This is a genomic window from Actinomyces succiniciruminis, from assembly GCF_900002405.1.
In the GTDB taxonomy this organism is placed as follows: Bacteria; Actinomycetota; Actinomycetes; order Actinomycetales; family Actinomycetaceae; genus Actinomyces; species Actinomyces succiniciruminis.
The window spans coordinates 21,562-47,840 of the sequence record NZ_LK995542.1 but is presented as its reverse complement, the minus strand read 5'-3'; the positions used below and the strand labels follow the sequence as shown (position 1 = coordinate 47,840).

Annotated in this window: 17 protein-coding genes and 1 pseudogene; 10 read left to right on the top strand and 8 right to left on the bottom strand. The window is 70.0% G+C overall.

The genetic code is table 11. The features are described 5' to 3' along the window. Nucleotides 1–327 precede the first annotated feature (327 nt). From BN1056_RS13615 to dapD, 4 genes are all read right to left on the bottom strand, one after another. Nucleotides 328–1,083 carry a succinate dehydrogenase/fumarate reductase iron-sulfur subunit gene (locus BN1056_RS13615; RefSeq protein WP_210582104.1) on the bottom strand — a complete coding sequence of 252 codons (756 nt, stop codon included), beginning with the start codon at nt 1,081–1,083 and terminating at the stop codon, nt 328–330. After that, on the bottom strand, nt 1,080–3,038 hold the full coding sequence (locus BN1056_RS13610; RefSeq protein WP_210582102.1) for a fumarate reductase/succinate dehydrogenase flavoprotein subunit: 1,959 nt from the start codon (nt 3,036–3,038) through the stop codon (nt 1,080–1,082). Before BN1056_RS13610 ends, BN1056_RS13615 begins: the two co-directional genes overlap by 4 nt. After that, a complete protein-coding gene (locus BN1056_RS13605) occupies nt 3,035–3,835 on the bottom strand; it encodes a succinate dehydrogenase cytochrome b subunit (protein ID WP_210582100.1) in 801 nt (266 codons plus the stop codon). The genes BN1056_RS13610 and BN1056_RS13605 overlap by 4 nt, the downstream gene beginning before the upstream one ends. Before the next feature lie 210 nt (nt 3,836–4,045). Beyond that, complete coding sequence (gene dapD, locus BN1056_RS13600) at nt 4,046–5,026, bottom strand: 2,3,4,5-tetrahydropyridine-2,6-dicarboxylate N-succinyltransferase (protein WP_210582097.1); 981 nt, start codon at nt 5,024–5,026, stop codon at nt 4,046–4,048. Nucleotides 5,027–5,177: 151 nt separating this feature from the next. Here dapD and BN1056_RS13595 point away from each other — a divergent pair, with 151 nt between their 5' ends. Continuing rightward, the gene (locus BN1056_RS13595; RefSeq protein WP_210582095.1) at nt 5,178–5,906 is read left to right on the top strand and encodes a histidine phosphatase family protein; all 729 of its coding nucleotides are present in this window, start codon (nt 5,178–5,180) and stop codon (nt 5,904–5,906) included. After that, nucleotides 5,903–6,724: a hypothetical protein gene (locus BN1056_RS13590; RefSeq protein WP_244671735.1), complete on the top strand. Its 822-nt coding sequence runs from the start codon at nt 5,903–5,905 to the stop codon at nt 6,722–6,724. Before BN1056_RS13595 ends, BN1056_RS13590 begins: the two co-directional genes overlap by 4 nt. Nucleotides 6,725–6,774: 50 nt before the next feature. On the opposite strand, the gene BN1056_RS13585 is transcribed toward BN1056_RS13590, so the two are convergent. The 4 genes from BN1056_RS13585 to BN1056_RS13570 form a co-directional block, all read right to left on the bottom strand. Next, on the bottom strand, nt 6,775–8,586 hold the full coding sequence (locus BN1056_RS13585) for an ABC-2 family transporter permease (protein WP_210582093.1): 1,812 nt from the start codon (nt 8,584–8,586) through the stop codon (nt 6,775–6,777). Further along, a complete protein-coding gene (locus BN1056_RS13580) occupies nt 8,583–9,395 on the bottom strand; it encodes an ABC transporter ATP-binding protein (protein ID WP_210582085.1) in 813 nt (270 codons plus the stop codon). Before BN1056_RS13580 ends, BN1056_RS13585 begins: the two co-directional genes overlap by 4 nt. 107 nt (nt 9,396–9,502) lie before the next feature. Next, entirely contained in the window at nt 9,503–10,300 is a 798-nt protein-coding gene (locus BN1056_RS13575) for a response regulator (protein WP_210582083.1), read from the bottom strand. Further along, complete coding sequence (locus tag BN1056_RS13570) at nt 10,297–11,670, bottom strand: sensor histidine kinase (RefSeq protein ID WP_210582081.1); 1,374 nt, start codon at nt 11,668–11,670, stop codon at nt 10,297–10,299. Before BN1056_RS13570 ends, BN1056_RS13575 begins: the two co-directional genes overlap by 4 nt. A gap of 266 nt (nt 11,671–11,936) precedes the next feature. Here BN1056_RS13570 and prfB point away from each other — a divergent pair, with 266 nt between their 5' ends. The 8 genes and pseudogenes from prfB to BN1056_RS13530 form a co-directional block, all read left to right on the top strand. Next, nucleotides 11,937–13,058, top strand: coding sequence for a peptide chain release factor 2 (prfB, locus tag BN1056_RS13565; protein ID WP_210582079.1), 1,122 nt, complete (start codon nt 11,937–11,939; stop codon nt 13,056–13,058). A 436-nt stretch (nt 13,059–13,494) separates the two neighbouring features. Continuing rightward, a complete protein-coding gene (locus BN1056_RS13560; RefSeq protein ID WP_210582077.1) occupies nt 13,495–14,436 on the top strand; it encodes a CPBP family intramembrane glutamic endopeptidase in 942 nt (313 codons plus the stop codon). Between the two features lie 1,068 nt (nt 14,437–15,504). After that, complete coding sequence (locus BN1056_RS13555) at nt 15,505–16,980, top strand: sugar transferase (protein ID WP_244671734.1); 1,476 nt, start codon at nt 15,505–15,507, stop codon at nt 16,978–16,980. Next, entirely contained in the window at nt 16,980–17,420 is a 441-nt protein-coding gene (locus BN1056_RS13550) for an FAD synthase family protein (RefSeq protein ID WP_073328280.1), read from the top strand. Before BN1056_RS13555 ends, BN1056_RS13550 begins: the two co-directional genes overlap by 1 nt. Nucleotides 17,421–17,425: 5 nt before the next feature. Beyond that, nucleotides 17,426–23,239, top strand: a complete 5,814-nt coding sequence (locus tag BN1056_RS13545; RefSeq protein WP_210582075.1) for an Ig-like domain-containing protein — start codon at nt 17,426–17,428, stop codon at nt 23,237–23,239. A gap of 70 nt (nt 23,240–23,309) precedes the next feature. Continuing rightward, nucleotides 23,310–24,272, top strand: a complete 963-nt coding sequence (locus tag BN1056_RS13540) for an AAA family ATPase (protein ID WP_210582073.1) — start codon at nt 23,310–23,312, stop codon at nt 24,270–24,272. A gap of 61 nt (nt 24,273–24,333) precedes the next feature. Then, the gene (locus BN1056_RS13535) at nt 24,334–25,587 is read left to right on the top strand and encodes a DUF58 domain-containing protein (RefSeq protein ID WP_210582071.1); all 1,254 of its coding nucleotides are present in this window, start codon (nt 24,334–24,336) and stop codon (nt 25,585–25,587) included. Beyond that, a pseudogene (locus tag BN1056_RS13530) lies at nt 25,584–26,279 on the top strand (transglutaminase-like domain-containing protein); the annotation flags it as partial. The gene BN1056_RS13535 and the pseudogene BN1056_RS13530, both read left to right, overlap by 4 nt.

Genomic DNA, 26,279 nt, shown 5'->3' with positions numbered 1-26,279 from the left:
GGTCCGCATTGCGGCTGCGCATGTCGCTCATTACCTCGGCGACGATATCGGTGTCACTCATATTGTCGTTCCTCCTCAGGGTGGTAGGTTGTCGGCTTGTTCCGACAGCTCGTATACTATGTCGTGGGACGAAGGGTGTCTAGAAGTTCTGGTTGATAGCTCACTATGTGGTCATTACCTGTGTTTATGCTGCTGGCTGGCCGACTGCTTTTTTCGTGATAATGGTGTAGCGTAAATCATCGAGCAATAGTGTTTACCTTCGTCGGAGGTTATTGTCCGTTTCCTGTGTGGCTGAAAGCCCATCCAGGGTATGGCAGTGCCCGAAGATCAGTTGTCGCGGCTGCGCCCGCGCAGGCCGGCCCGCAGCGCCTCCCGGTTCAGGGCTGCGATCGCCGTCAGCGGGATGCCCGCCGGGCAGGCTGGCACGCACTCCCCGTACAGCGAGCAGGGGCCGAACAGCTCGCCCACCGCCTGCGTCATGCGCCGGGCCCGCCGGGAGCGCTCGTGGCGCCCCTGCGGCATCAGCGACAGATGCGCCAGCTTCGCCCCGGCGAACAACATGGCCGCACCGTTGGGGCAGGCGGCCACGCACGCACCACAGCCGATGCAGGCGGCGAAGTCGAGCGCCTGCTCGGCCTGCTGATAGGGCTGCGGCACGGAGTCGGCGTCGGGCGCCGTGCCCGCGGCCACGTCCACCGTTCCACCGGCGCGGATCAATTCGTCCAGGGCGGTGCGGTCCACCACCAGGTCGCGGATGACCGGGAAGGCCGCCGAGCGCCAGGGCTCCAGGCGGAAGTGTGTCACTCCGGGGAAGGCCCGCAGGTGCTGGCGGCAGGCGGGGGTGTTGTCCAACGGTCCGTGCGGCTTGCCGTTGACCAGGAAGCCGCACATGCCGCATACGCCCTCGCGGCAGTCAGACTCGAACACGACCGGTTCGCCGCCGCCCTCAATGATCTGGTCGTTGAGGCGGTCCAGCAGCTCGAGCAGGCTCATCTCCGGCTCGGCGTCGTCCACGGTGTAGGACTCGAAGCGGCCGCGGGCGCGTGGCCCGTCCTGCCGCCAGATCTCCAGTTCCACTCTCATCGGTAATCCCTCACCTGCATCGGTACCAGCGAGAAGGTCAGCGGCTCGCTGCGGCGCGTGTGCCGACCGGAGGCGTCGGTCAGCCAGGCGGACACGGTGCACCAGTCGGCGTCGTCGCGCTTGGCCTCGCCCTCGGCGGTGGCGTACTCCTCCCGGAAGTGCGCCCCGGCGGACTCACGCCGATCCAGTGCGTCCAGGATCATCACCTCGGCCAGCTCCAGGAAGTCGGCCACCCGCAGCGCCTTCTCCAACTCCTGATTGAGCCGTTCGGGCCCGCCGACGATCTTCACATCCGCCCAGAACTCCTCGCGCAGCGCCCGCACCTGCTCCAGCCCGTGGCGCAGTCCCGCCTCCGAGCGGCTCACGCCGCAGTCGGCATACAGGATCTCGCCCAGGCGCCGGTGGAACCAGACGGGTCGGTGCGTGCCGCCCACCGCCAGCAGCCGCTCCACCCGGGTGCGGGCATCGGCGAGGGTGGCGGTCACCTCCGGGGCGTCGTCGGCGAGCACGTCGGTGCCCACCAGCCCGGCCAGGTAGTTCGGCACCGACAGCGGCAGCGTGAACCAGCCGTCCACGGAGGCGCTCAGCAGGGAGTTGGCACCCAGCCGGTTGGCGCCGTGGTAGTTGTTGGACGCCTCCCCGCCCACGAACAGGCCCGGGACGGTGGACATCTGGTCGAAGTCCACCCACAGGCCGCCCATGGTGAAGTGGGCACCCGGGGCGATGCGCATGGGCACCTCGTAGGGGTCCTCGCCAGTGGCGTCCAGGTACATGTCGAACAGGTTGCCGTAGCGGGCGGCGATCACCGGCTTGCCCAGGCGCTGTAGGGCGTCGCGGAAGTCCAGGTACACGGAGTTGTGCAGCGGGCCGACGCCGTGCCCGGACTCGATCTGCTCGCGGGCGTTGCGGGAGGCGACGTCGCGCGGGGTGAGGTTGCCGAAGGCCGGATACTTGCGCTCCAGGTAGTAATCGCGCTCGTCCTCGGGGATGTCGTTCGGGGGTCGGTCGTCCCCGGGCCGCTTGGGCACCCAGATCCGCCCGTCGTTGCGCAGGGACTCGCTCATCAGCGTGGTCTTGGACTGCCAGTGCGAACTGACCGGCAAGGCGGTGGGGTGGAACTGCACCATGCAGGCGGAGGCGAAGGCCGCGCCGCGGCGGTGGGCCCGCCAGGTGGCCGAGGCGTTGGAGGCCATCGCCAGAGTGGAGTAGTGGAAGACGGAGCCGTAGCCGCCGGTTGCCAGCACGACGGCGTGCGCCGTCCAGGCCCGGATTTGGCCGGTGAGCAGGTCGCGGGTGACGATTCCCTGGGCGCGGCCGTCGGCGACGATCAGATCCAGCATCTCGGCGCGGGCGTGCATGTGCACGCTTCCGGCGGCGATCTGCTCCTGGAGCGCCTGGGCGCAGGCGACCTCCAACTGCTGGCCGGTCTGCCCGCGCGTGTAGTAGGTGCGGGACACCTGCACGCCGCCGAAGGAGCGGGTGGCCAGCTGGCCGCCGTACTCGCGGGCGAAGGGGGCGCCGATGGCGTACATGTGGTCGATGACCCGCACCGACTCCATCCCCAGGCGCACCACGTCGGCCTCGCGGCCGCGGTAGTCGCCGCCCTTGACGGAGTCCTTCACGAACCGGTTCAGGGAGTCGCCGTCGACCTTGCGGGCGCGGGCGGCGTTGATCCCGCCCTGCGCGGCCACGGAGTGGGCCCGCCGGGGCAGGTCGTGCAGGCTGAAGCACTCCACCCGGTAGCCCAGGCGGCCCAGGGTGGCGGCGGCCCCGCTGCCGGCCAGGCCCGTGCCGACGACGATCACGGTCAGACGCCGCCGGTTGGCGGGATTGACCAGCCGGTACTCGTCGCGCCGGCGCGTCCAGGCCTGCTCGGGCGGGTAGTCGGGCAGGTGCGGGTCCAGATCGGGGCCGACGTCGTAGAGGTTGTCGACCGGGGGCGGTACAGGGCTCATGCGATCACTCCGCTCAGCACCAGCAGGGGCAGCATGCCGTTGCAGATGGCGATGGCCAGGGCGACGGCGATGGCGATTACCAGGCAGACGCGGCGCAGCCGGGTGCCGGTGCCGCCAAGATCGTTGACGACCGACCACAGCCCCTGCGCCAGGTGCACGCCGATGAGCAGCATGATCAGGCTGTAGAAGATCGCCATGGGCGGGCGCGACAGGCTGGCGATCAGGTTTTCGTACGCGTAGGCGGTCATTTGCCCGTCGGAGTGGGTGGCGGCCGTGAAGCCGCCGGACGCCACCAGGCGGCCGATGGTCAGGTCGAGCAGGTGCACCGCGATAAACACCAGCATCAGGCCGCCGGTGATGATCATGCTGCGGGCTCCGAGCGTGCGCGGGCGCATGTTCTGCCTGCGGAAGGAGCCGCGGGCGCTGCGTCCGCGCCTCCACAGGGTGATGCCTCCCGTCACGTGCAGGATCAGGCAGGTGCCCAGCACCAGCCGCAGAATCCACAGCACGCCCTCGTGGGGGACGAGCGGGTAGCCGATCTCCCGCAGCCAGGCGGCGTAGTTGTTGTAGGACTCGGCGCCTTGGAATGCCTTGAGGTTGCCGATCATGTGGACGAGCACGAACAGCGCCATGATGGTGCCGGTGATCGCCATGGTCGTCTTCAGCGCCGTGTAGGACACGCGGTGCCGGTGTTGCGGACGCGGTGCGGGCAGATCGCCGCGCGGGGGCGCCTGCGATGCGCCAGCCGGTGCAGCGGTGCCGGCGTCCGGGGTGTGGGAGCGGGTTTGTGCGGGCATCAGAGCTCCCCTCGACGACGATGTCCTGCGGGCGTCACCCGTGGGTGTTCAGGTACACGCTTATCGTAACGCGTGTCACAAAATGCTGGGCGTCGGTGGGCGTACGTCTTGTATGGCGACCGGCGACGTTTCGCAGAATGGTCGTTTAGGGGGTACGGGCGTGAACGCCGCGGTGCCCGGGCCCCGGTTCACGGCGAGGCCTGCGAGTCCCTACCGGGAGGCGGTCTGCGGATCCAATTCGATGCTCTTGCCGCCGCGGGACAGCGCCTCCACCGCCCCGGACTGGGAGTTGCGGCGGAACAGCACATTCGACGCGCCCGCCAGCGCACTGGCCGCCACCACGCGCGGCTCCTTGAACAGCCCGTGCGAGCCGGGCACCACCCCGCCCTGCGGCATCAGCGACACGCGGGTGCCCGCGGTGACGAACAGGCCGGCCTCAACCACGCAGTCATTGCCGAGCGGAATCCCCAGGCCCGAGTTGGCGCCCAACAGGCAGCGCTCGCCCAGCGCCACCCGGCGTCCGTCCCCGCCCGAGGGCAGACCCATGGTGGAGGCACCGCCACCGATGTCGGAGCCGTCGCCGACGACCACGCCCTGGGCGATGCTGCCCTCCACCATGGAGCGTCCGAGCGTGCCCGCGTTGTAGTTGACGAAGCCGCCGTGCATCACGGTGGTGCCCTCGGACAGGTAGGCGCCCAGACGCACGTTCGCGGCGTCACCGATGCGTACCCCGGAGGGCAGCACGTAGTCGGTCATGCGCGGGAACTTGTCCACGGACAGCACCTGCACGGGCCGGCCGAGGGAGGCCTGCAGGCGGATGCGCGTGGCTTCGAAGTTCTCCACCGCGCAGGGGCCCGCCGACGTCCACACCACGTTGGGCAGGCGGGAGAAGAGGCCGTCAAGATTGATCGTGTTCGGGCGCACCAGGCGGTGAGAGAGCATGTGCAGGCGCAGGTAGGCGCCGGCCACCGTCTGCGGGGCGTCGTCCAGGTCGGCGGAGGTGCGCACCATCGTGGTGTGCACGCCGCGGGCTGGGTCGCGGCGCTCCATGGAACTGAGCGTGGCCAGCAGGTCGGCGTCGCCGTCGTCGGGCGCCTCGCCCAGGACCGGCCGCGGATACCAGACATCCAGGGTGTTGCCGTCGTCGGTCACGGTCGCCAGGCCGAGACCCCATGCGCTGCGAGTCGTCATGGATGCACCATACGGGACGCCGGGCGGTGGTGCACGGTGCGCACAGGGCGGCGTCGTCGGGGCGCGCAGGCCGCGGTGGCGGGCGGGCCCGTCGGCGGAGTGTGCCGGGCCGGCGTCGCCAGCGTCGATCGGGGCGTGCAAGAATCGCGACATGGCGCGTACCACCATTCACCTCATGCGGCACGGCGAGGTCCACAACCCCGAGGGCGTGCTCTACGGGCGCCTGCCCGGATACCACCTCTCCGAGCTCGGCCGGCAGATGGCCGACCAGGTAGCCGACGTCCTGTCCGCCTCCGGTCACGACATCGCCGCCGTGATCACCTCCCCGCTGGAGCGGGCGCGCGAATCCGGCGCCCCCACCGCGGCCGCCTTCGGCCTGACCCCAACCAGCGACTCGCGTCTGATCGAGGCCGACAACCACTTCGAGGGCGTGCCCGTGAACCGGGACCGGAAGATTCTGGCGCGCCCCGAGAACTGGCGCTACTACATAAACCCGCTGCGCCCCAGTTGGGGGGAGCCGTACACACAGCTGGTGGCCCGCATGAGCGATGCCGTCCGCGCGGCGATCCCGCAGGTCGAGGGGCGTGAGGCCCTGCTGGTGTCCCATCAACTGCCCGTTTGGGCGCTGCGCCTGTACCTGGAGGGGCGACCGCTGGCCCACGACCCGCGGCGGCGCCAGTGCGCGCTCGCCTCACTGACGTCGCTCACCTTCGACGGGCGCACCCTGGTGGGGCTGTCCTACTGGGAGCCCGCCGGCGACCTGCTGCGCCGCGCCGAGGACATGGTGCCGGGAACCTCCGCCGCCGCCGAGAACATCGGGTCCGGCGAGGCCGAGACGCCCAACGCCGACGACGCCGAGCGCGCCACGCGGGACGCATGACCGGCACCCCTATGCCACCGGGGTCGTTCCGGCCCGAAGACGATCACTCCTCGCGTGCGGCCGCGCATGGGCCGGGCGCGGGCGAGTTGGTGCCCGCCCGGGCCGCCGACGTCGTTCCCGCCGCCCCGTCACATCCGGCGCCGCAGCGGCCCTGGACCGGGCAGGACTTCGTGTGGTGGAACACCGCCGGCGTGCTCACCGCACTGCGGGCGGGACGCCGCCCCAACCCCGTCTCCCCGATGGTCGATCCCATTCGCGCCGCCTTCTCCGGTGAGGAGGTCATGCTGGCCACCTGCGATGCGGAGATGCTGGTGTGGCGGCGTGGCGACGCCACCTACAACCCCTCCCGGGGCTTCTTCCTGGCCGGCGGGCCGGTGGGGCTGGCGCTGACCGCCGCCTTCTTCGGCGGGCAGGCCTATCTGAATTCCCGGCGCAAGCGGGCGGCCGAGGCCGACGCCGTGGAGAAGTGGCGGCACCTGGCCTACGCCCGGCTGACGGTGTCCACTCACGGCATCTACCTGGGTACGGGTGAGGGCGTCATGCCGATCGCCTTCGCCGACGTGCAGGAGGTGCAGCTGACCGGCGTGGGTGAGGTGGTGATGGCGGCGGCCAATGCCTCCGGCTCGGCGCGGTGGAAGCTGCGCGGCCAGTGGGCGGAGCTGGTGCTGGTCATGTGGGCGACCCGGTACATGCCCGGGCACCCCCAGCTGGTGGGGCGCACCTGGCTGCCGGCCGACTGGTTCGCGCACGCCGCCGCGTGGGGCTACACCGTGGACACCTCCAACTGGCCCCGCTACCAGCCACGTGCCCTGGGCTGACATGCTCGCGCGGGTGAAGCCGTGGCGGCGCCGGCCTCGGCGGGAGCGAGCTATTCGGTCTGCCGGGTGGCGACGGCGCGGCCGCGAGCGGCGCTGACGGCGAAGGCGGCCACGCCGATCGCCAGGCTCGCCGCCGCGATCGCGGCCCAGCGCACCGGATAGGTGGCGGCAGTCTGAATCCATCCCCACGGCGCCAGCTGCCAAAGCGGCGTCGCCACCAGCACCTCGTTGCCGTCGATGATCAGGCCCATCAGGAACAGGCCCACACCCACGCCGACCGTCACCGCCGTGCCGGCCACCTGCGCCACCGCATGCGCGAGCGCCGCCAGCATGAAGACGACGAAGGGCATCACCATGAACATGTACACGGGCGCGCCCAGTCCGCCCAGTTCGGAGTCGGTGGGGAACAAGGGCGCCCCCAGGCGGGCGATGGCCCACGCCGGGATCAGCGCCGCGGCCAGCAGCGCCATCGCCCAGGTCAACGTCGACGCCGTCAGAGCAGCCGGCCGGGCCCGCAACACCAGGCCCCGCCAGGCGTCGGCCTGCGCCCGCCACGCCGTCGCCCCCGCCACCCAGGCGGCAATCGGCGCGCCCGCAAGGGTGAACAGCGGCAGCGCGTAAGCGGCGGAGTACACCGCCTGCGTCAGTCCCAGGAGCCCCAGCAGCACGGCCGTCAGCACCGCCCACGGCCGCCAGGGCAGGCCGAGGCCGACCGCCCGGAAGGCACTGCGTGAACCCGGCGATGTCAGTCCGGCCAGAACCGCAGGGGACAGGCTGTGTTGTGGTGCGTGTGCCGTTCGGTCGGCTACGGCCGTCGTCCCGGCGGGAACAGCATGGCCCGGGGTGGGCGCCGGTCCGACGGGCCCGGACGGCGCAGAGCTCGAGGCGTCCGGTGAAGAGACCGGCGCGGGCATCGGATCCAGCAGACCGGTCGAGGCGGGTTCGGCGGCCTGTGTCCGCGCCCAGAAACGTGGGCGAAGAGTGAAAAGGCGCCGAACGGCGAGAGCCCCCACCGCCCGGTGCGCGCCCGCAAGCGAACTAGTTGCCCGCCGGGCGCCCAGCAGCACCGCGCCGACGCCGAGCAGGCACAGCCCGGCACTTCCCAGCCCACCCGGCGCCACCGGGTAGTCCCACACCGGTGAGCCCGCCTCCAGGGAGATGCCGTTGGCATGCACCTCCAGCAGCGGCAGGGTCGGGCGCATCGCCCAGGTCCACGGCCGCGCCCACCAGGTCGGTGCCTCCGCCTGCAGCGCGCCCGCGGCCGACCACACCAGCGCCAGCGCCGGGGCCAGCCCGACGGCGATGCCGCCGACCCACTGGCCCAGCGCCAGTCCCCACACGCTCGCCCCCGTGACCGACACCCACATCACCAGGGCGAACAACAGGTACTGGCACCACGGCCCCCAGCCGGCGCCGCGAATGAGTGCGTCGATGACGATCGGGGCCAGGAGGAGCGCCTGTGACGCCAGCGCCGAGGCGGCCAGTACGATCACGCGCGCCGCCACGGTCAACGCCGGGGATACGCCCCGCCAGGCGGTCCCTCCCGCCCGGTGGCGCCGTTCGCGCCAGGCGGCCATGGCACCGGTCAACGCCCCCATGGGCAGGGCGAAGGCGGCGGGGTAGGGGTTCAGCCACGGCAGCACGCCGTCGTTCCAGCCGTCGGCGGTAAGGGCGGCATGCGCCACCAGCAGGGCGTGCAGGGAGAAGACCACAACCGCCACCGGAATGCCCCAGGTAGCGGTGCGGCGGCTGCGCCCCAGCTCGGCGCGCAGCACAGCTCCGAGCCCCGGCAGGCGTCCCGGACGGGCACCCGGCAGGGAATCCGCTCGGGTGGTGATGGGAACTGAGGCTGCAGTGCTCATCGCCGCACCTCCTGCCCACGGCGGTCCGCGGCCCCGGTGACGGCGGCGAGGAAGGCGTCCTCCAGGTCCTGGCCGGCCACCGCGAACTCGGCCAGCGGTCCCTCATAGACCATGCGCCTACCCGCGAGCACACCGACGTCATCACAGGTGCGCGCCATCTCCCCGAGCACATGGCTGGACACGATGACGGTGCGTCCACCCGCGGCCAGTTCACGCAGCAGGTCGCGCAGCCAGATGATGCCCTGCGGGTCCAGGCCGCTCTGCGGCTCGTCCAGCACCAGCACCTCCGGGTCGCCCAGCAGCGCCATCGCCAGGGCGAGGCGCACTTTCATACCGGTGGAGAAGCTACCGGCCCGTTTGCGGCCGGCCCGCCCCAGGCCGACCTGTTCCAGCAGCGGGTCGATCACCTCGACGGTGGTGCCGGTCAGCAGACAGTGGATGTGCAGGTTGCGGCGGGCGGACAACTGCGGATAGAACGCCGGGCCGTTTATGCTCGCCCCCACGTGGCTGAGACTCTCGCGCCTCAAGGGCCTGCCCAGCACCTCGATCGAGCCGGCGTCGGGCCGTAACAGCCCCAGCGCGGTGTTGAAGGTGGTGGACTTGCCGGCGCCGTTGAGCCCCAACAAACCGTAGACCCGCCCCGGGCGCGCGGTCAGGTTGAGCCCCATCAGTACTTTCTGCCTGCCGTAGCTCACCTCCACATTACGCAGTGCCAGCCCGGGCGGGACGGTGAGGTACGCGGCCGGCCGGGACGAGTCGGCGGTGGAAGCGGGAGACGACGTGGGCGGTGACAATGGTGCTGTAGCCATGAGGCCAGAATCCGCTCGGGCGCCTGCCGGCGGATCCCCACAAGGGACACGAGCACAGCCACCGGCCGCGTAAAGGCCTCCTCCGAAAGGGGGAGAGAGGTTGCCGTCTACAGGCCTGGGTCGACCATCCCGGACCTGAGCGCGTGGATCACCAGCTCCACCCGGTTGCGGCAGCCGGTGTGTCCGAGCAGCGCCTTGACATGGGTCTTGACGGTCGACTCGGCGATGTACAGGCGCGCGGCGATCTCCGGGTTGGTCATTCCCCGGCAGACCAGCTCGAGCACGTCGCGCTCGCGGCCGGTCAGCGTCTCGCCGGGCAGGAGCCCGGCCTCGGCCCCGGGACGTTCGGCGGGCTCCGCGTCGACCGGGGAAGAGACGGGCGTGGCAGCCGAATCGACCGCTGCCACCGCCGGACCGGCTGCGGTCTGCTCGGGTTCTCCCTCCAGCGCGCGCAGTACGTAGGGGGTGATTACCGGGTCCAGCCAGGCCTGTCCGACGGCGACGGCGTGAACGGCCGCCAGTAGGTCGGTCGGGCCGGAGTCCTTCAGCAGGAAGCCGGCGGCCCCGGCCCGCAGCGCTCCCAGCACCAGCTCCTCCTCCTGGAACGTGGTGAGCATGAGTACCCGTGTGGGGCTGTCGCCGTCGCGGCCGCTCAGGGTTGGATCGGATAGCAGCCGCCGCGTGGTTGCGATGCCGTCCAGTCCCGGCATGCGGATGTCCATCAGCACCACGTCTGCCGGCTCGCCACGGTCCCTGGCGCGGCGCAGCGACTCCAGCGCCGCCCGGCCGTCATTAGCGGTGGCCACTACGGTCATGTCCGCCTGGGCGTCCAGCAGGGAACGGAAGGCCGCGACCAGGAGTTGCTGATCGTCGACGACGGCGATACGCAGCCGGTCCTGGTTCATCGATGCTCCTCGGGGTCGTGGCTGAAGTCAGCCGGGAAGACGGCGTCGAGCAGGAAGCACGCCCCGGCGTCGTCGCTCGGGCCGGCCTCCAACCGGCCCTCGACCAGACGCAGCCGCTCGGCCATACCGGTCAGTCCATATCCGTGTTCGCGGCCGTTTTCCCCGTCCGCGGCCAAAGTGGATACGCCGCCGGGCAACGGGTTGGTTATACGCACCCGGCAGCTGTCGTCGTGCCGGGCAATGGTGATCCGGGCGGTGCCGTCGCCGTGCCTGGCCGCATTGGTCAGGCCCTCGGTGACCACCCGAATCAATGTCAGCCGCTGCAACGCCGTCCAGGAGTCGTTCCAGGCGGCGAGTTCGGCCGCAGTGGGCAGCGCGGCTTCGACCTCCACGCCGGTGGCGCGCGCCTGTGCCACCAGTTCCGGCAGCGCGGTCAGGTCCGCCACCGGGGCCGGCGGCCCCTGAGTCGTTGAGCTGCGCAACAGGGCCACCAGTTCGCGGGTGGAGGCGAGCGCGGCCGCGGAGGCATCGCGCACCGCCGTAAGGGAATCACGGGCGGCCTCGGGGGTCCCCAGGGCGAGCCCGGTATCCGCCTGCACCTTGACCACGGTCAGGCCGTGGCCGACCAGATCGTGCAGCTCCCGCGCAACGGCCAGGCGCTCCGCAGACACCGCTTGGGCGGCGGCCAGCCGGGATGCTGCGGCGACGGTACGGTCCACGGACTCCGCGGCGGAGCGTCGACCGAGCGCCCACAGGTAGGTGACGGTCACTACGAGCACGCAGGCCAGGGCGAACCCGAAGGGCGGATAGTTGAACATGTCGGCGGTATGGGGGTTGACCGCGTACACCGTCTGCGGGTTGATCACCGCCCCGACCAGTGCGGCCAGCAGTCCCGCCACGCCCCAGCGCCGGTCCGCGGCCCAGCGGGTGAGTGCATGCAACGCCGTCGGCACCGCCACGATGATCGGGGACAGGCCGAGGTTGACCGGGGTGATGCGCAGCAGCGCCACGTAGGCCACCATCGCCAGGTAGACGACCACGCCCGAAACCGTGGGGGAATGGTGGCGGAAGGGCTGAGCCGCGGTCACCGTCAGGGCTACGAGCACGTTCGCCACATAGGCCGGGTGCGGGCCCCAGGTGTACAACAGTGTGAAGTCGGCCAGCACTACGACCGCCAACAGAATCGTGAGCACCGCGTCGCTGAGCGGAATCCGGTAGCGGGTGGGCCCGATCAGACGGCAGTGCCGACGCCAGTCCAGGGCGGTTGCGGCCGGGAGCCCTGCTGGAGTCGCGGTGGTGGCTGGAGCATCCGCGGCGGGGACATCGCCGTCGGAGGAGCTGCCGCGAGCGGTGTCGGCGAGAGGCGTCACGATGCCGGGGAGTTGTCGGAGGGAATGACGGACCCGCACAACCCGCCGTGTTCCTCAAGCGTCAGCGCGAGGATGTAGGGAACGACATGCACGTATCCACCCTAACCGGAACCGGTCTTGCGAGTGCGGCTCCGTTGGGTAGGTTGCGGAGGGCGGCCGGTGACGGCGGTCCTGCTGGACGAGCAGCGCGGCCCAGGATGGCGTTGCGATCGCCGTTGGTATTCCGTCTGTCGGGCCGGCCCCGGGTCTGTTCTAGACTCGGGCCCGTGGCCACAGACTTTCCCGCCGAGATTGAGCAGCTCCGACACACCTACGCCTCCGTCGTCGCCGTGACGGACCCGGAGGCGCTGCGCGGACGCATCGCCGAGCTTTCCGAGCAGGCCGCCGCCCCCAACCTGTGGGACGACGCCGACGCCGCCCAGGCAGTCACCTCGGCTCTGGCGCACGCACAGGCCGACCTCAAGCGGGTGGAAGCACTGGGCGGGCGTATTGACGACCTGGAGACCATGGTCGAGATGGCGGGGGAGGAGTCCGGTGATGATGCGGCGGAGCTGCTCGCCGAGGCCGAGCGCGACCTGGCCGGCGTGCGCAAGGACCTGTCCGACCTGGAGATCCGCACCCTGCTGTCCGGCGAGTACGACCAGCGCGACGCCGTGGTTACCATCCGCTCCGGGGCGGGCGGCGTCGACGCCGCCGACTTCGCGGAAATGCTGCTGCGCATGTACACCCGCTGGGCGGAGCGCCACGACTACCCGATCAAGATCCTCAACACCTCCTACGCCGAGGAAGCGGGGCTGAAGTCCGTCACCTTCGAGGTGCACGCCCCCTACGCCTACGGCACGCTCAGCGTGGAGGGTGGCACCCACCGCCTGGTGCGCATCAGCCCCTTCGACAACCAGGGACGCCGCCAGACCTCCTTCGCCGCCGTCGAAGTCATCCCACTGATCGAGTCCACCGACCACATCGACATCCCCGAGACGGATATCCGCATCGACGTGTTCCGCTCCTCCGGTCCCGGCGGCCAGTCCGTGAACACCACCGACTCGGCCGTGCGCATCACGCACCTGCCCACCGGGCTGGTGGTGTCCATGCAGGATGAGAAGTCCCAGATCCAGAACCGCGCCGCCGCCATGCGCGTGCTCCAGTCGCGCCTCCTGCTGCTCAAGCAGCAGGAGGAGGACGCCAAGAAGAAGGAGCTTGCCGGTGACGTCAAGGCCTCCTGGGGCGACCAGATGCGCTCCTACGTGCTCAACCCCTACCAGATGGTCAAGGACCTGCGCACCGGCTACGAGGTCGGCAACCCCGACTCCGTGTTCGACGGCGACATCGACGGATTCATCGACGCCGGCATCCGCTGGCGCAAGCAGCAGGAACAAACGGCCGAGTAGGACCGCGCGGGCGCCTACTCGCTCGCGCCGTCCCGGGCGGCCCGGTCAGCGATATGCGTCGCCGCGGGGTCCGGGCGTGACCACAACGACGACGAGTCGGCCGTCGTCGATCGTGTAGATGACGCTGTATCTGCCCAAATCGCCCACGCGTACGCGCCAGGCGGGACGGCCCTTGAGGGGGCGGCACTTACGTCGGAGGCCGGTACGGGCATCGCCGGCGACGGTGACAGCACCGCGATCTTGTTGCCCGCCTTGGCCTTACTCGGCCTGACCATTCGGCTCATGCCCTTGAACCATATCCGGAGCCCCGCACGGCTCCGGGACGGTAGGGCCCCTCGGGGAGGTCCCGGACCGGTCCCTGAATCCGCGGCGTGTCGCCCCTGGTTATTGATACCGACTCTGGAATCGGTGACCCGCGCCACTTAGCGTGACCTATATGAGCGCGCATGAGATGACCGGGGCGGAAGTCAACACGGAACCGAGGTTGGAGGCGCGAACGAGCCGACCGGGCCCGGGCGGCGCCGCGGCGCGGGTGGTGATCGCCATCGTGGTCATGGTGCTGAGCGCCACGGTGCCAACGCTCATCATGGCCATACCGGGAGTGGAGGCCCTGCTGGACGGAAAGGTCTTCGGTTGGGGGCCCGCGGGGTTGCTGACGGTCTGCCTGGCCACCCTCACGATCATGGCCACGGCGACCCTCTGTGCATTCGCATGCACCCGGCTGCTGATCACTCGCCTGGACCGCGCTCGCCTCTCCGATCTGGCGATGCGCCCGAGTCCGCGCGCACTGGCCTGGTGCGTCGGCATGGTCGCCGTTGCCTTCGCGGTCATGCCGATGGCCGGAGCCGTAAGTGAAGCACTCGGCGTCCCCCGAGAGGAGCCCGCTATGCCGGGCGACACGTGGTGGTCCGCGATCCTGATCCAGATCGCTCTGGGGTTCTTCCTGCAGGGGATCCCTGAGGAACTGGTGTGGCGTGGTTGGTTGTTCCGCTCACTCGGCTCCACCCGGACGGCGGCGGCCGTATCGCTACTCGCCTTCACCGTCATGCACTTGATCTCTCAGGGCGGCCAGGAGGGGTGGGGCGAGCGCGTCATTTACCTGGCCATGCCCTTCGGCTTTGGAGCGGCGGCGATGGCGGCACGTTGGGCCTCGGGCTCGACTTGGGCGGCCGTGGGCGCGCACGGTGGATTCCACCTGTCCAGCCTGTTGGCTGTGAGCACCGGCGTCCCCGTTGACGAGCCGGTCACTTGGGCTGTCATCGGCTGTCTGTGGCTGGTCGCAGGGGTGATCGTGCTGCTACTTCACAAGGCGCGCGCCGGTCGGCCCCGCGCGTATGCCCGGAACACCTACGACGTCAATCAACCACAGAATCTCTGAGCCGGGAGCGCTGTCAACGGGCTTGTTCGGTTTGTTGGAGTGGGGGTGGGTGTTGTGGGCTTGGTTGGGTTGGGTGCTGGCGGGGGTGGTGTGTGCCCGGGCGCTCCGCCGGGGGCGAAATGTCCGAATTCGGCACTAAGGCCGTCGCCGACCGCTAGGGCCGTTTCTGAAACCGCATGATTACAACGTTCTGCCCATGGGCGCGGGCAGCGTCGGAGTCGTTTATGCCGATCCTGGACACTTTGGGCCGCCACGCACGGCACTCGGCGCCGACGGCGGCCGTGGGCGGGCAGGCCGCGGTGATGCCGGCCGGTCCCGGCGCCCGCACCCGTCCCGGGCCCCTACTTGGACCGAGTTCCTCCAGTTGGACCCCGTATCTGCGGTTGGACCGCCTGAGAGTGCGTCTAGGGCGGTCCAACCGCAGCCTGACCGGTCCGAGTAGAGCCCGGCGGTCCAAGCAGGCGCGGGGTCGGCCGACCGAACCGCAAGCAACCACACACCCCGGACGCCATCCCAACCCCCGCCCCACAACCTCAAACCGGAAGAGTCGCATTAGTGCCGCCGAATAATCATCCAATAAGGTTCCCGAACAGCCGCAAATCGTGACTGTGCGTTACAAAAAAGTTACCGAATGTGACGCACGACGCTCATATGCGGCCGGAAACGACGAGCCCACCACGCTAAAAATCTCAGTAATGTCACAGCCGCGCCACCGCCATGACCAATTCTTTACTTTTACGCCCAGCCCCGCACCGCCCTCCCCCGACCCGGCACACTCCTCCCAACACCCCACGCAAACCGCATCATCGCACCGATTACCACCCACACCCTTGAAGCACCCCGCCGCCGACTCCGCCCCGAACACTAGCTTCACGCCGTCTCTTTGTGTGCATCTGTTCACGTTCATGCCCAACAGCCTCGCGTAGGTAGTAGATTCGGTCGGGACATCGACGAATTAACCCGCGCCCAGCGCCTTACCTGGCGCCCCCGCAGGTCATTACAGCGGTCCTTCCGCTCCGTCCTCTCACGCGCCTTCCATAAGCAACCGCAAACATCCTTGGAGTCGTCTTGGCCAGCCCGACCAGCCCTTCGTCTCTACCGCAGTCCGCCGGGCATGACGACCAGAACCCGGACTCAGCACGGATCCTGCCGCGGCTGACGTCACCGCTGTTCACCGACTGGCCGACCATGCGCCAGGATCTGCTGTCCTGGATCATGCTCAGCGACCTGACCGCCGTGGTGCTACCGGTATGGGTGGCGCTGATCAGCCTGAGCTGGGGGGTATCACGGCTGGCGCTGACCGCGCTCGCCGGTATCTTGATGGTGTCACTCACCTGGGCCTCGGGCGCCCTGGGCGTCGATGTTGTCGACCAGGCTCGCTCGGGCAGCGAGCGGGTAGCTCTGGCCGCCTTGGTCACCGCGCCCGTGACGCTTCTTCTGGGACAACTGCTTGCCCCCGCTCTCTCCGCCGGGGCGGTACTGGCACCACTGGCCGCCCAGTTCGCGCTGGCAGTCGTCGGACGCACCATCGAAAGCAATTGGTTGCGCGCCCGCCGCATGGAGGGGCACGGCCTGCGTCGCACGCTCATCGTGATGGGGCCCGGCGCCGAGCCGATTCTGCGTGATCTGCGCTCTCACCCCGGAGACGGCTTCCTCATCGTCGGCTACGTCTCCTCCAGTACCAACCGCTCCCGAACCGCCGCTCGCCTGGGCGACCAGGACGCGATCAACGCGATGATCCGATCCGAGCACATCGACGTCGTAATGACGCTGGGAGGGGTCGGCCCGGAGGATCTCGTAACCCTGATGCGTGGCCTGACTTCGACCGGTGCACGCCTGGTGGTCGCCCCCGGTCTGCAGGACGTGGTGCCCGGACGCATGCGCGGGCTACCCGTCACCCACGGCTGGACGGGTCTGATCGACGTGAGCCTGCGCCGCACGCGACTGCTGGCCAAGGAGGTGTTCGACCGCATCGCCGGCAGCCTCCTGCTTCTGATCGCCTCGCCGATCCTGGCCGGAGCCGCACTGGCCGTACGTTTGGACTCCCCCGGCCCCGCCTTCTACACCCAGACCCGGGTCGGAGCGGGCGGCAAGCACTTCACCCTGTGGAAGCTGCGCTCGATGTATACCGATGCCGATGCCCGCCGGGCCGCCGTAGTGAGCGCCGGGGGTGACGTCGGCAACGAGGTACTGTTCAAAAACCGCACCGACCCGCGTATCACTCGGGTGGGTCGCTTCATCCGCCGCACCTCCATCGACGAGCTGCCGCAGCTGATCAATGTGGTGCGCGGGGAGATGAGCCTGGTCGGCCCGCGCCCGGCACTGCCCAGTGAGGTCGCCGAGTACGACGCCGAGGCCCGCCGACGGCTCCTGGTCAAGCCCGGTCTGACCGGCCTGTGGCAGGTGTCGGGCCGCTCCGACCTGTCCTGGGACTCGACGGTCGCGCTGGACCGCCACTACGTTGAAAACCGAGGCGCCCGCCTGGACGCCAGCATCTTCCTGTCAACCTTCAAGGCCGTCGTCGGCGGCAAGGGAGCGTACTGATGATCACCGGCTACGTACCCGGCGGATTCGACATGCTGCACATCGGACACCTCAATATCCTCACCGCGGCCGCCACCCGCTGCGACCGTCTGATCGCGGGCGTCGCCACAGACGAGTCCCTCAAGCGCATGAAGGGGCGTCCTCCGATCGTGCCGCAGGATGAGCGCATGGCACTGGTTGCCGCACTGCGGGTGGTCGACGCCGTCGTCCCCGACTTCGATCAGGACAAGCGCCTGGCCTGGAAGCGCGAGCCCTTCGACATCCTGTTCAAGGGCACCGACTGGCAGGGCACGGAGAAGGGCGACCGATTGGAGCAGCAGATGGCGGAGGTCGGCGCGACCGTCGTCTACCTGCCCTACACGCCCACCACATCCTCCAGCATGCTGCGGCGCATGCTCACCCAGGAGATCGCCACACACTCGGGCGCAACCGGCAGGTGAAGGGCATGCCTGCCCCGAACCGCCGTTTCCCCCACTCCAGCTGGCAAACCCTCAAGCTGTCCCGAAGGCGGCGCCGGGGCCTGTCTGCCGCCCTGGCGGGCCTGGCCGCGCTCTGTCTGGGCACTGCCGCCTGGCTGCACGACGGCGTCCCCCAGGCCGATGTCTCGCTCAACGACGGCGGGGTGTGGGTGACCAGTACCGCGGAGCACCTGGTGGCCCGATTGAACTACCCGTCCAAGCAGGTGGACGGCTCAATTCGCACGGCCTCCGCGGACTTCGACGTCACCCAGAGCGGGGAGGACGTACTCGTCCCCGACCTGGCGGCCGGCTCGGTAGCGGCGGTGGACCCCACTGCGGTGGCACTATCCACCAGCACGCAGCTGACCGGCGGAACTACCGTGTTGCAGGGCGCGGACCGGGTGTTCGCCGTGGATGCCGAGGCCGGTACCGTCTCCGGCACCACCGTCGACGCGGTTGACCTGCTCGCCGCCGCCCCCACCCTGATCGAGGGCATGCACGGCATCGTGGCCGTGGCCGGCACCGACGGCTCCCTGTATGCCGTGTCCTCCCGGTCCGGCACACTGACCACAGTTCCGGCGGAGCACTCAGGCTGGGGCAAGGCCTCGGCACAGTCACTGAGCTTCACCGACGCCACTGACCTGGCCATCACCGCCGTCGGCGATCAGCCGGTGGTGCTCGAGCGCGGCACCGGAATCGTGCACCTGCCGGACGGGACGAGCACGGATCTGGGGGCCTCCGGCCTGGTACTGCAGCAACCCGGTCCGAGCGCCGACGCCGTCCTGGTGGCCTCGCGCACCGCGATAATGTCCGTCCCGCTGGACGGCTCACCGGTCACCACCATCCCGGCCTCTGCCGACGGAGAGACAACTCCCGGCGTCGCCGCCCAGCCGGTACGCCTGGGGGACTGCCTCTACGGGGCCTGGTCCGGCTCCGGCCACTTCCTGCGACAGTGTGGCGACGATGTGGAAACCGTCAGCGACGACGCCCTGGCTTCCTCCTCCCGGCCCACGTTCCGTGTGAACCGGGACGCGATTGTCCTCAACGACATCACCCGGGGAACCGTGTGGCTGCCCGACGAGAATCTGGTTCTAGTGGAGGACTGGACCGATATCACCTCCCAGACGGACGACCAGTCCGACGACAAGGACGAATCGGCAGAGACCTCCGACGCCCAGTCTCAGCCCGAACGCACCGAGGAGAACCACCCGCCCCAGGCCAATGACGACACCCTGGGCGTACGTCCCGGACGCTCTACCGTGCTGCAGGTGCTGGCCAACGACTCCGACCCGGACGGCGACGTACTCAGCGCCGAACCGGGGGACACCGGCACCGCCCAGGTGGCCTCCTCCCAGTCCGGCCTGGCGCTGCGCATCGACGTACCCGAGGATGCCACCGGCACCTATACCGTCCCCTACACCGCCTCCGACGGGCGCGGCGGCGCCGACTCCGCGGTCGCCACCGTGGAGGTACACGACTGGAGCGTCAACAACGCCCCCGAGCAGATCTCCACCCCAACGCTGGTGATCGCCGCCGACGCCTCCGGATCCCTAGGCGTGCTGGGAAACTGGCTCGACCCCGATGGCGATACCCTCTACCTCGTATCCGCACAGGGCGAGGGCTTCGACGTGCACACCACCAATGAGGGCACCGTCACCGTACGGGACACCTCCGGCGCCGTCGGCACCCGCGCCCTGACCGTGGTCGTCTCCGACGGGCAGCAGGCCGCCTCTGGCACCGTAACGGTGGACGTGCAGTCCGCCGACTCGGTCGCCCCCATTGCCAACGCCGACCACGTGCTGGTGGTCGCCGGGACATCCACCGTGGTCTCCCCCCTGGACAACGACGTCTCCCCCACCGGCGACCCGCTCAGCCTGGCGGGTGTGGAGGAGACTCCCGCCGGCACGAGCCTGGAGGTCAACCAGCAGGCCGGCACCTTCACCTTCTCCGCCGAGCAGGCCGGCACCTACTACGTCACCTACGATGTCACCGCCGGCTCCGCCGTGGCCCAGGGGATCGTGCGCGCAGACGTGGTCGAGCCCTCCGAGCCGGACGTCCCCCCGGTCACGGAGAACGACACCGTGCTGCTGCGGGAGGGCGGCTCCGCCACGGTCGCGCCGCTGAACAACGACTTCGACCCCGCGGGCGGCGTCCTGGTGCTGCAGTCGGCAAGCGCCCCCGACCAGTCGGGGGTGAGCGTCACGGTGGTGGACCACTCCCTGCTGCAGGTGTCCGCCGCCGGCGCGATCGGGCAGAGTGTGGAGGTGGAGTACACGGTCTCCAACGGGACCGCCTCCGCCACCGGCCACATGACCGTGGTCCCGGTCACCACCGCCGAGTTGCAGGTGCCGATTGCGAGCCCCGACTCCGCCGTGGTGCGCGTGGGCGACGTGGTGACCGTGTCCGTACTGGACAACGACACCTCCCCCTCGGGACTGGCCCTGAGCGTCGCGGATGAGCTCGGAGTGGCGGGCGCGGACCTGGGCACCGCCTGGACCAGCGGCGACGTGGTCCGCTTCAAGGCCGACGACACCCCGGGCCGCACGACCCTGTCCTACACGGTCTCCGACGCCCAGGGGCAGAGCGCCTTCGGCCAGATCGACATCGAGGTGCGCGCCCGCGACGACGCCGCCAACGCCGCTCCGGTCCCGCAGAGCCTGGAGGCCAGCACCGTCGCCGGCTCGGCGGTGGCCATCACCGTGCCGCTGGACGGGATCGACCCCGACGGCGACTCCGTCAGCCTGGTGGGACTGGCCCAGACCCCGACGTCGGGAACCGTGGAGGCCGCCTCCACCTACCTGACCTACAACCCCCACGAGGGTGCCACCGGCACCGACACCTTCACCTACACGGTCGAGGACCGCTTCGGGGCGCAGGCCACCGGGACCGTGCGCGTGGGCGTGGCCGCAGCGCCCGAGACGAACACGGCTCCGGTGGCCACCGACGACCTGGTGGTGGCCCAGCCCGGCCGCACCGTGGTCACCGACGTCGTCTCCAATGACTTCGACGCCGACGGCGACACCCTCGCCATGGAGGACGCTCCCCTGAGCGATGATCCGGCACTGACGACCTCCATGCGCTCCGGGCGGGCGGTGGCAGACCTGCCCGGCACGGAGGGTGTGTATACGGCCCACTACCGGGTCGCCGACGGACGCGGCGGCATGGACGTGGGCACCATCACCTACCAGGTGCTGGCCGACGCTCCCCTGATCAGCCCCATCGGCGTGGACGACTACGTCACGGTGGACCAGGTGGACGCCGACGGCATGGCGACCGTGTCCGTGCTGGACAACGACCAGGACGCCGACGGCTCCCCCTGGGACCTGACGGTCACGACCGCGGACCCGACCGCCGAGGTGGTCGACTCCTCCATCCGGGTCAGCGTCGGCGCCGAGCAGCACCTGGTGCTGTACACCATTACCGACCAGGACGGGCTGACCGGGAACGCCGTCATCGTCATCCCCTCCCGCGACGACCTGCGCCCGCGGCTGGATTCGGCCGCCATCCCGGTACGCATTCCGGCGGACGCCACCACTACCGTGGATCTGGCCGACTACATCCTCACCCGCGTCGGCACGACGCCCACGGTCGCCGACGACGCGACGGTACGCACCGGAACCGGTCTGGATGAGGCCGCGGTGTCCGGCGGTGGCGCCTCCCTGGACCTGACTACCGCCGCGGGCTTCTCCGGGCAGACCTCCGTGACCCTGACGGTGACGGACTCTGGCGGCGACGGCGCCCTGTCCTCCAACCTGACCCTGCCGGTGGTGGTGGAGGCCACCGGGAACACTCCCCCCGGCTTCACCCCCACCGAAGTGATCGTGGCCGCCGGAGAGGACGCCGTCACCGTCGACTTGTCGGCAATGACCCAGGACGCCGACGGCGACGAACTCTCCTTCTCGATCGGTTCCGCCCCCGCCGGCTTCACCGCCTCGTTGTCCGGCTCAACCGTGTCGGTATCGGCCGAGGCCGGCACGGCGGCGGGCACCACCGGCACCCTGCCGGTGACGGTGGACGATGGCAATAGCGACCCGGTGATCGGCCAGCTGCCGCTGCGGGTCTCCGAATCCACCCAGCCGCTGATGACGACGGCGCCGGCCGTGCTGACCTCCGACAGCTCTCCCGTCAGCATCGACGTCGCCACGCTGGTGACCAACCCCTTCCCCGATCAGCCGATCACCCTGTCCGGCTCCCCGCAGGTCACCTCCGGCACCGGGGACGTGACCACCTCCGGCACCACGCTCACCATCACGCCCGGGGCCGGCTTCGCGGGCCGCCTGGTGGTCCGCTACGAGGTGCTGGACGCCACCGGCTCCGCCTCGCGTGCCGTCACCGGCACGGTCACCGTCACGGTCACCGCCGTGCCGAACGCCCCCACCGGGGCCTCGGCCAGCCCGTCCGGCGCCACCGCCATGAATGTGTCCTGGGTGCCGGGGGCGGACAACGGCTCCGCGATCACCGGTTACACCGTCACCGAGGTGAACGGGGCCGGCTCCTGGCGGTGCACCGGCTCCCCCTGCGCCGCCACCGGCCTGACGGCGGGCGGCACCTACTCCTTCCAGGTGGTGGCCACCAACGCCGCCGGAGACTCCGCACCTTCAGCTGCCTCCGCCCCGGTAACCCTGACCGTCACCCCGGATGCACCCACCGGCGTGAGCCTGACCGGAGGGAACGGCTCCGTGACGGTCTCCTGGGGCGCAGCCACCCCCATCAGCGGGGTTTCCATCACCTATGAGGTGCAGCTGCTGCAAGACGGCAGCGTGTCCTCCACCCAGACGGTCTCCGGGACTTCGGCGACCTTCGGGTCCTTGAAACCGGGCAACTACACCGCCCGCGTGCGGGCGGTCGTGTCCGGCTCCGGGCAGTCCGCCTGGGCCACGTCGGCCGGCAGCGCCAGTGTCTACGGCGCCCCGGGCAAACCGGGCACACCCAGCATCGGCTGGGACGGAAGCAACTTGAGCATCAGTTGGAGCGCCGCGGCTAGCAACGGTGACGCCGTCAGCTACACCGTCGCCATCTCCGGTTCGGCCATGCAGACGGTCAAGGCCGGCGCCAGCACCTCGGTGTCCGTACCGGTCTCGCTGGGGACGGGCACGCACGCCGTCTCGGTGACCGTCACCGCTGTCAACCAGGCCGGCTCGGCCACCTCCACGCCGGGCTCTAAGAGCTTCCGCATCACCGGCAAGCCCGGTGCACCGTCGGCGCCGGTGGCCGCGGCCAGCGGCACTACCGGAATCAAGATCACCACCGCCTCCACCCTCGCCTCCAGCAACAACGGCTGGGATGCGGGCGAGCTGCAGATCGAGTACCGCCTGGTCGACTCTGCCGGCAACCAGGTCAAGGGCTGGGATGATGACAACACCTCCTTCTCCGGCCTGACTCCGGGCGCCACCTACTACGTGGAGGCGCGCACGGTGGTGGACGGCGACAAGTCCAACGTCTCCACCACGGTGCGCTCCAACGCGGTCACGGTGCCGCAGCCGCAGCCGACGACCAAGCCGATTCCCGCCAACAACGCCTTCCCGATCCTCACCGACAAGAGCATCGAGGGCGTCACCTGCACCGCCGATGACTACGCCCGCGGCCTGAGCAGGAACGCGCCCTGCTACCACCTGGTGGTCGACGTCTGGGGCTTCGAGCCCGACAGCCGCGTCTACTGCCGCTACAGCTACGAGGACTCGAACGGCGCCCACCCCACCTGGACGGAGGAGTTCTTCGTCGGCTCCGACGGCACCGCCCGACACACCTTCCCGCACGCCACCAATAACCCGAATCAGACGGTTACCTGCACCACCAACTGACGACCGCGGAGCGCAAGGCGCACCCGGTCAACCGCTCAGCGGACTACTTCATTAGGAGACTCAAACACCCATGCCCATGACCCAGGAGAACGCGACGTGGTTCGCCGAAACCTTTGACAAGGTGGTGGACAACGTCGGCGAGGCCCTACTCGGCAAGCAAGACGTGATCCGCCTGGCGCTGACCACCATGCTCGCCGAGGGGCACCTCCTGCTGGAAGACGCCCCCGGCACCGGCAAGACGGCACTGGCCCGTGCCCTGGCCGCCAGCGTGCAGGGCAGCCACTCGCGCATCCAGTTCACCCCGGACCTGCTGCCGTCGGACATCACCGGCGTCACCATCTACAACCAGAAGACCACCGCCTGGGAGTTCCACCCCGGTCCGGTCTTCGCCTCCGTGGTCCTGGCCGACGAGATCAACCGCGCCTCCCCCAAGACCCAGTCCGCCCTGCTGGAGGTCATGGAGGAGTCGACGGTCACCGTCGACGGCGTGCAGCACGAGACCGGCCGTCCCTTTATGGTGATCGCCACCCAGAACCCCATTGAGCAGGCCGGCACCTACCGGCTGCCCGAGGCGCAGCTGGACCGCTTCCTGATGAAGACCTCTATCGGCTACCCCAGTCGAGAGGCCCTCACCAACATCCTGGCGGGCTCGGACCACCCCGACCGCTCCCGCGGCCTGGAGGCCATCATCACCTCCGGTGCGATCGCCTCCATGTCAGACATCGCGTCACAGAACCATGTGGAGGACTCGATCCTGGATTACATCGGTGCCCTGGTGGAGGCCACCCGCGAATCCCCGGACACGCAGCTGGGTGTATCCACCCGTGGCGCCATCGCCATGGCCCGGGTGACACGCGTGTGGGCGGCCTCCCAGGGGCGCCCCTACGTGCTGCCGGACGACGTCAAGGAACTCGCCGAGGTGGTATGGGCGCACCGCCTGGTCATGGACCCCGACGCCGCCTTCTCCGGCGCCACCGCCGCCGGGGTCATCACCCGTGCGCTCGCCGACGTGCCCGCCCCCACCACCCGCTGATCGAACACTCATGGTCAGCCCCGCTTCGCCCCCGCAGACACAAGCAGACACGCCCTCCGCCATGCATAACACCGTGCAGGAGACACTGCGGACCGCCCGCACCGCCACCGCCCGGATCCGCTCCGGCACCTCCCGGTGGCGCAGCTGGAGGGTGGTCACGGCTACGCGCCACAGCCTGGCCGTGGTCACCTCAACCGGCTGGGCGTGTCTGCTGCTGCTGGGTATCTGCGTCGCCGGCGGGGTTCGGGCCGGCTGGCAGGAGGCATGGGCCGCCGCCGTGGTGCTGGGCGTTGTCGTCGCCACCGCGTGGCTGTGGCTGCTGCCGCGCGGCGGACACACCGTTCACCACGAGCTGTTCGAGCGGCGCGTCACGGTCGGGGACAACGCCATCGTCCACGTGACCGTGCACAACCCCACCGGCCACCCGCTGCTGCCCACCCGCATGGAGATGCCCGTGGGAGCCGCCAACGCCGTATTCGCCGTGCCCACGCTGCCCCCGGGAGGCGACCACGAACGCGGCTTCATCCTGCCCACGGCCCGCCGCAGCGTCGTCACCGTCGGCCCGGTCATCTCGGTCAACTCCGACCCGGTCGGCCTACTGCGCCGCGAGCGCAATCGCACCGAGGCGCAGACCGTACACATTCATCCGCGCACGATTCGGCTGGGCGTGACCCTGCGCGGAATCATGCGCGACGTCGAGGGCGCCGTCACCCAGGAGCTGTCAAGTTCTGACGTGTCCTTCCATGCACTGCGTGACTACGTGCCCGGGGACGACCGCCGCAACGTCCACTGGCGCACCACGGCCCGCACCGGCCGGCTCATGGTGCGTCAGTTCGAGGAGACGCATCGGGCCAACCTACTGGTGCTCCTGGACACCCGGCCCGACGCTTACGAAACCACCGAGGACTTCGAGACCGCCATCTCGGTGGCCTGCTCACTGGCACTGAACGCCATCTCCGACGGCCGCGAGGTCACCGTCCTCACTCAAACCGAGACGCTGCCGACCGCCACCGGCATGCGCCTGCTGGACGCCTCCTGCCTGCTGACGGAGACACCCGACGCCTACGGCTGCGACGAGCTGGCCCGACAAGCCACGACCCGCCACCCGGAGGCCTCCGTGATGGTGCTGGTCACCGGTCAGCGCTGCGAGGACACCGTGCTGGGGCGCGTGCGCACCATCACCCCGGTGGACACGGTGGTGATTGCACTGCGCTGTGGGTCCCGCCCATTCGGACGCCGCACCCTGGGCACTCTCGCCGCCTTCGACCTGGACCGCCTGGAGACGCTCCCCGCGGTGATGCGGAGGGCGGTATGAGCACCCTGCTTGGAAAGCGCTGGCTCTACCAGTTGCTGGTCACCGTGCTGCTGCTGATCGGCACCGTGCCCTTCATCGTTCCCTTCGGCTCCACGGTCGGCGCGCTCGTCGCCGCGGTCGGAGTCATGCTGGGCGTGGTCATCGGCCTGGCCACCGCCCGCGCCCACCTGTCGGCGCTGCCCACGCTCGCCGTCGCGGCGACGGCCCACGTGCTGCTCGCCCCCTTGCTGCTGCCCGACGTTGGCCACAACCTGCACGGGGTGCATACGGTCCTGTCCGCCACCGTCACCGTGTGGCGCGATGCGCTCACCCTACCGCTGCCATTGACCGCCTTCTCCGCCATGACGGTCCTGCCGTGGCTGACCGGGCTGACCGGTGGGGTGCTGGCAACTCGTGCCGTCGCGGCGGACCGGCTCCATCTGGCCGGATTCGTAGTCCTGGGTGCGGCGGCCATCGGCCTCGCCTGGGGTGACGCGGACGCGCCCCTGCCCGCCGCCATAGGCGCGTTGCTTGTGACCGGTGTGCTCGGGACGTGGGCGCTGGCCGCACAGCGAGGCCGGCGCGAGCGCGTGGCCGAGGCCCTGGAGGACTCCGACTCGGGCATCGCTACGGGTACCCGGCGCGGCGTGGCCCGGGCGGGTGCGCTGCTGGCGGTAGTTGCACTCGCCGTCGCCATCGCCGCCCCCGCCGCG

Bases quoted from the DNA above. Each gene is read 5' to 3' on its own strand.
- BN1056_RS13575 (WP_210582083.1), bottom strand. From the start codon at position 10,300: ATGAACCAGGACCGGCTGCGTATCGCCGTCGTCGACGATCAGCAACTC.
- BN1056_RS13615 (WP_210582104.1), bottom strand. From the start codon at position 1,083: ATGAGAGTGGAACTGGAGATCTGGCGGCAGGACGGGCCACGCGCCCGC.
- BN1056_RS13545 (WP_210582075.1), top strand. From the start codon at position 17,426: ATGCCTGCCCCGAACCGCCGTTTCCCCCACTCCAGCTGGCAAACCCTC.
- dapD (WP_210582097.1), bottom strand. From the start codon at position 5,026: ATGACGACTCGCAGCGCATGGGGTCTCGGCCTGGCGACCGTGACCGAC.
- BN1056_RS13595 (WP_210582095.1), top strand. From the start codon at position 5,178: ATGGCGCGTACCACCATTCACCTCATGCGGCACGGCGAGGTCCACAAC.
- BN1056_RS13610 (WP_210582102.1), bottom strand. From the start codon at position 3,038: ATGAGCCCTGTACCGCCCCCGGTCGACAACCTCTACGACGTCGGCCCC.
- BN1056_RS13540 (WP_210582073.1), top strand. From the start codon at position 23,310: ATGCCCATGACCCAGGAGAACGCGACGTGGTTCGCCGAAACCTTTGAC.
- BN1056_RS13585 (WP_210582093.1), bottom strand. From the start codon at position 8,586: ATGAGCACTGCAGCCTCAGTTCCCATCACCACCCGAGCGGATTCCCTG.
- BN1056_RS13535 (WP_210582071.1), top strand. From the start codon at position 24,334: ATGCATAACACCGTGCAGGAGACACTGCGGACCGCCCGCACCGCCACC.
- BN1056_RS13580 (WP_210582085.1), bottom strand. From the start codon at position 9,395: ATGGCTACAGCACCATTGTCACCGCCCACGTCGTCTCCCGCTTCCACC.
- BN1056_RS13590 (WP_244671735.1), top strand. From the start codon at position 5,903: ATGACCGGCACCCCTATGCCACCGGGGTCGTTCCGGCCCGAAGACGAT.
- BN1056_RS13550 (WP_073328280.1), top strand. From the start codon at position 16,980: ATGATCACCGGCTACGTACCCGGCGGATTCGACATGCTGCACATCGGA.
- BN1056_RS13605 (WP_210582100.1), bottom strand. From the start codon at position 3,835: ATGCCCGCACAAACCCGCTCCCACACCCCGGACGCCGGCACCGCTGCA.
- BN1056_RS13560 (WP_210582077.1), top strand. From the start codon at position 13,495: ATGAGCGCGCATGAGATGACCGGGGCGGAAGTCAACACGGAACCGAGG.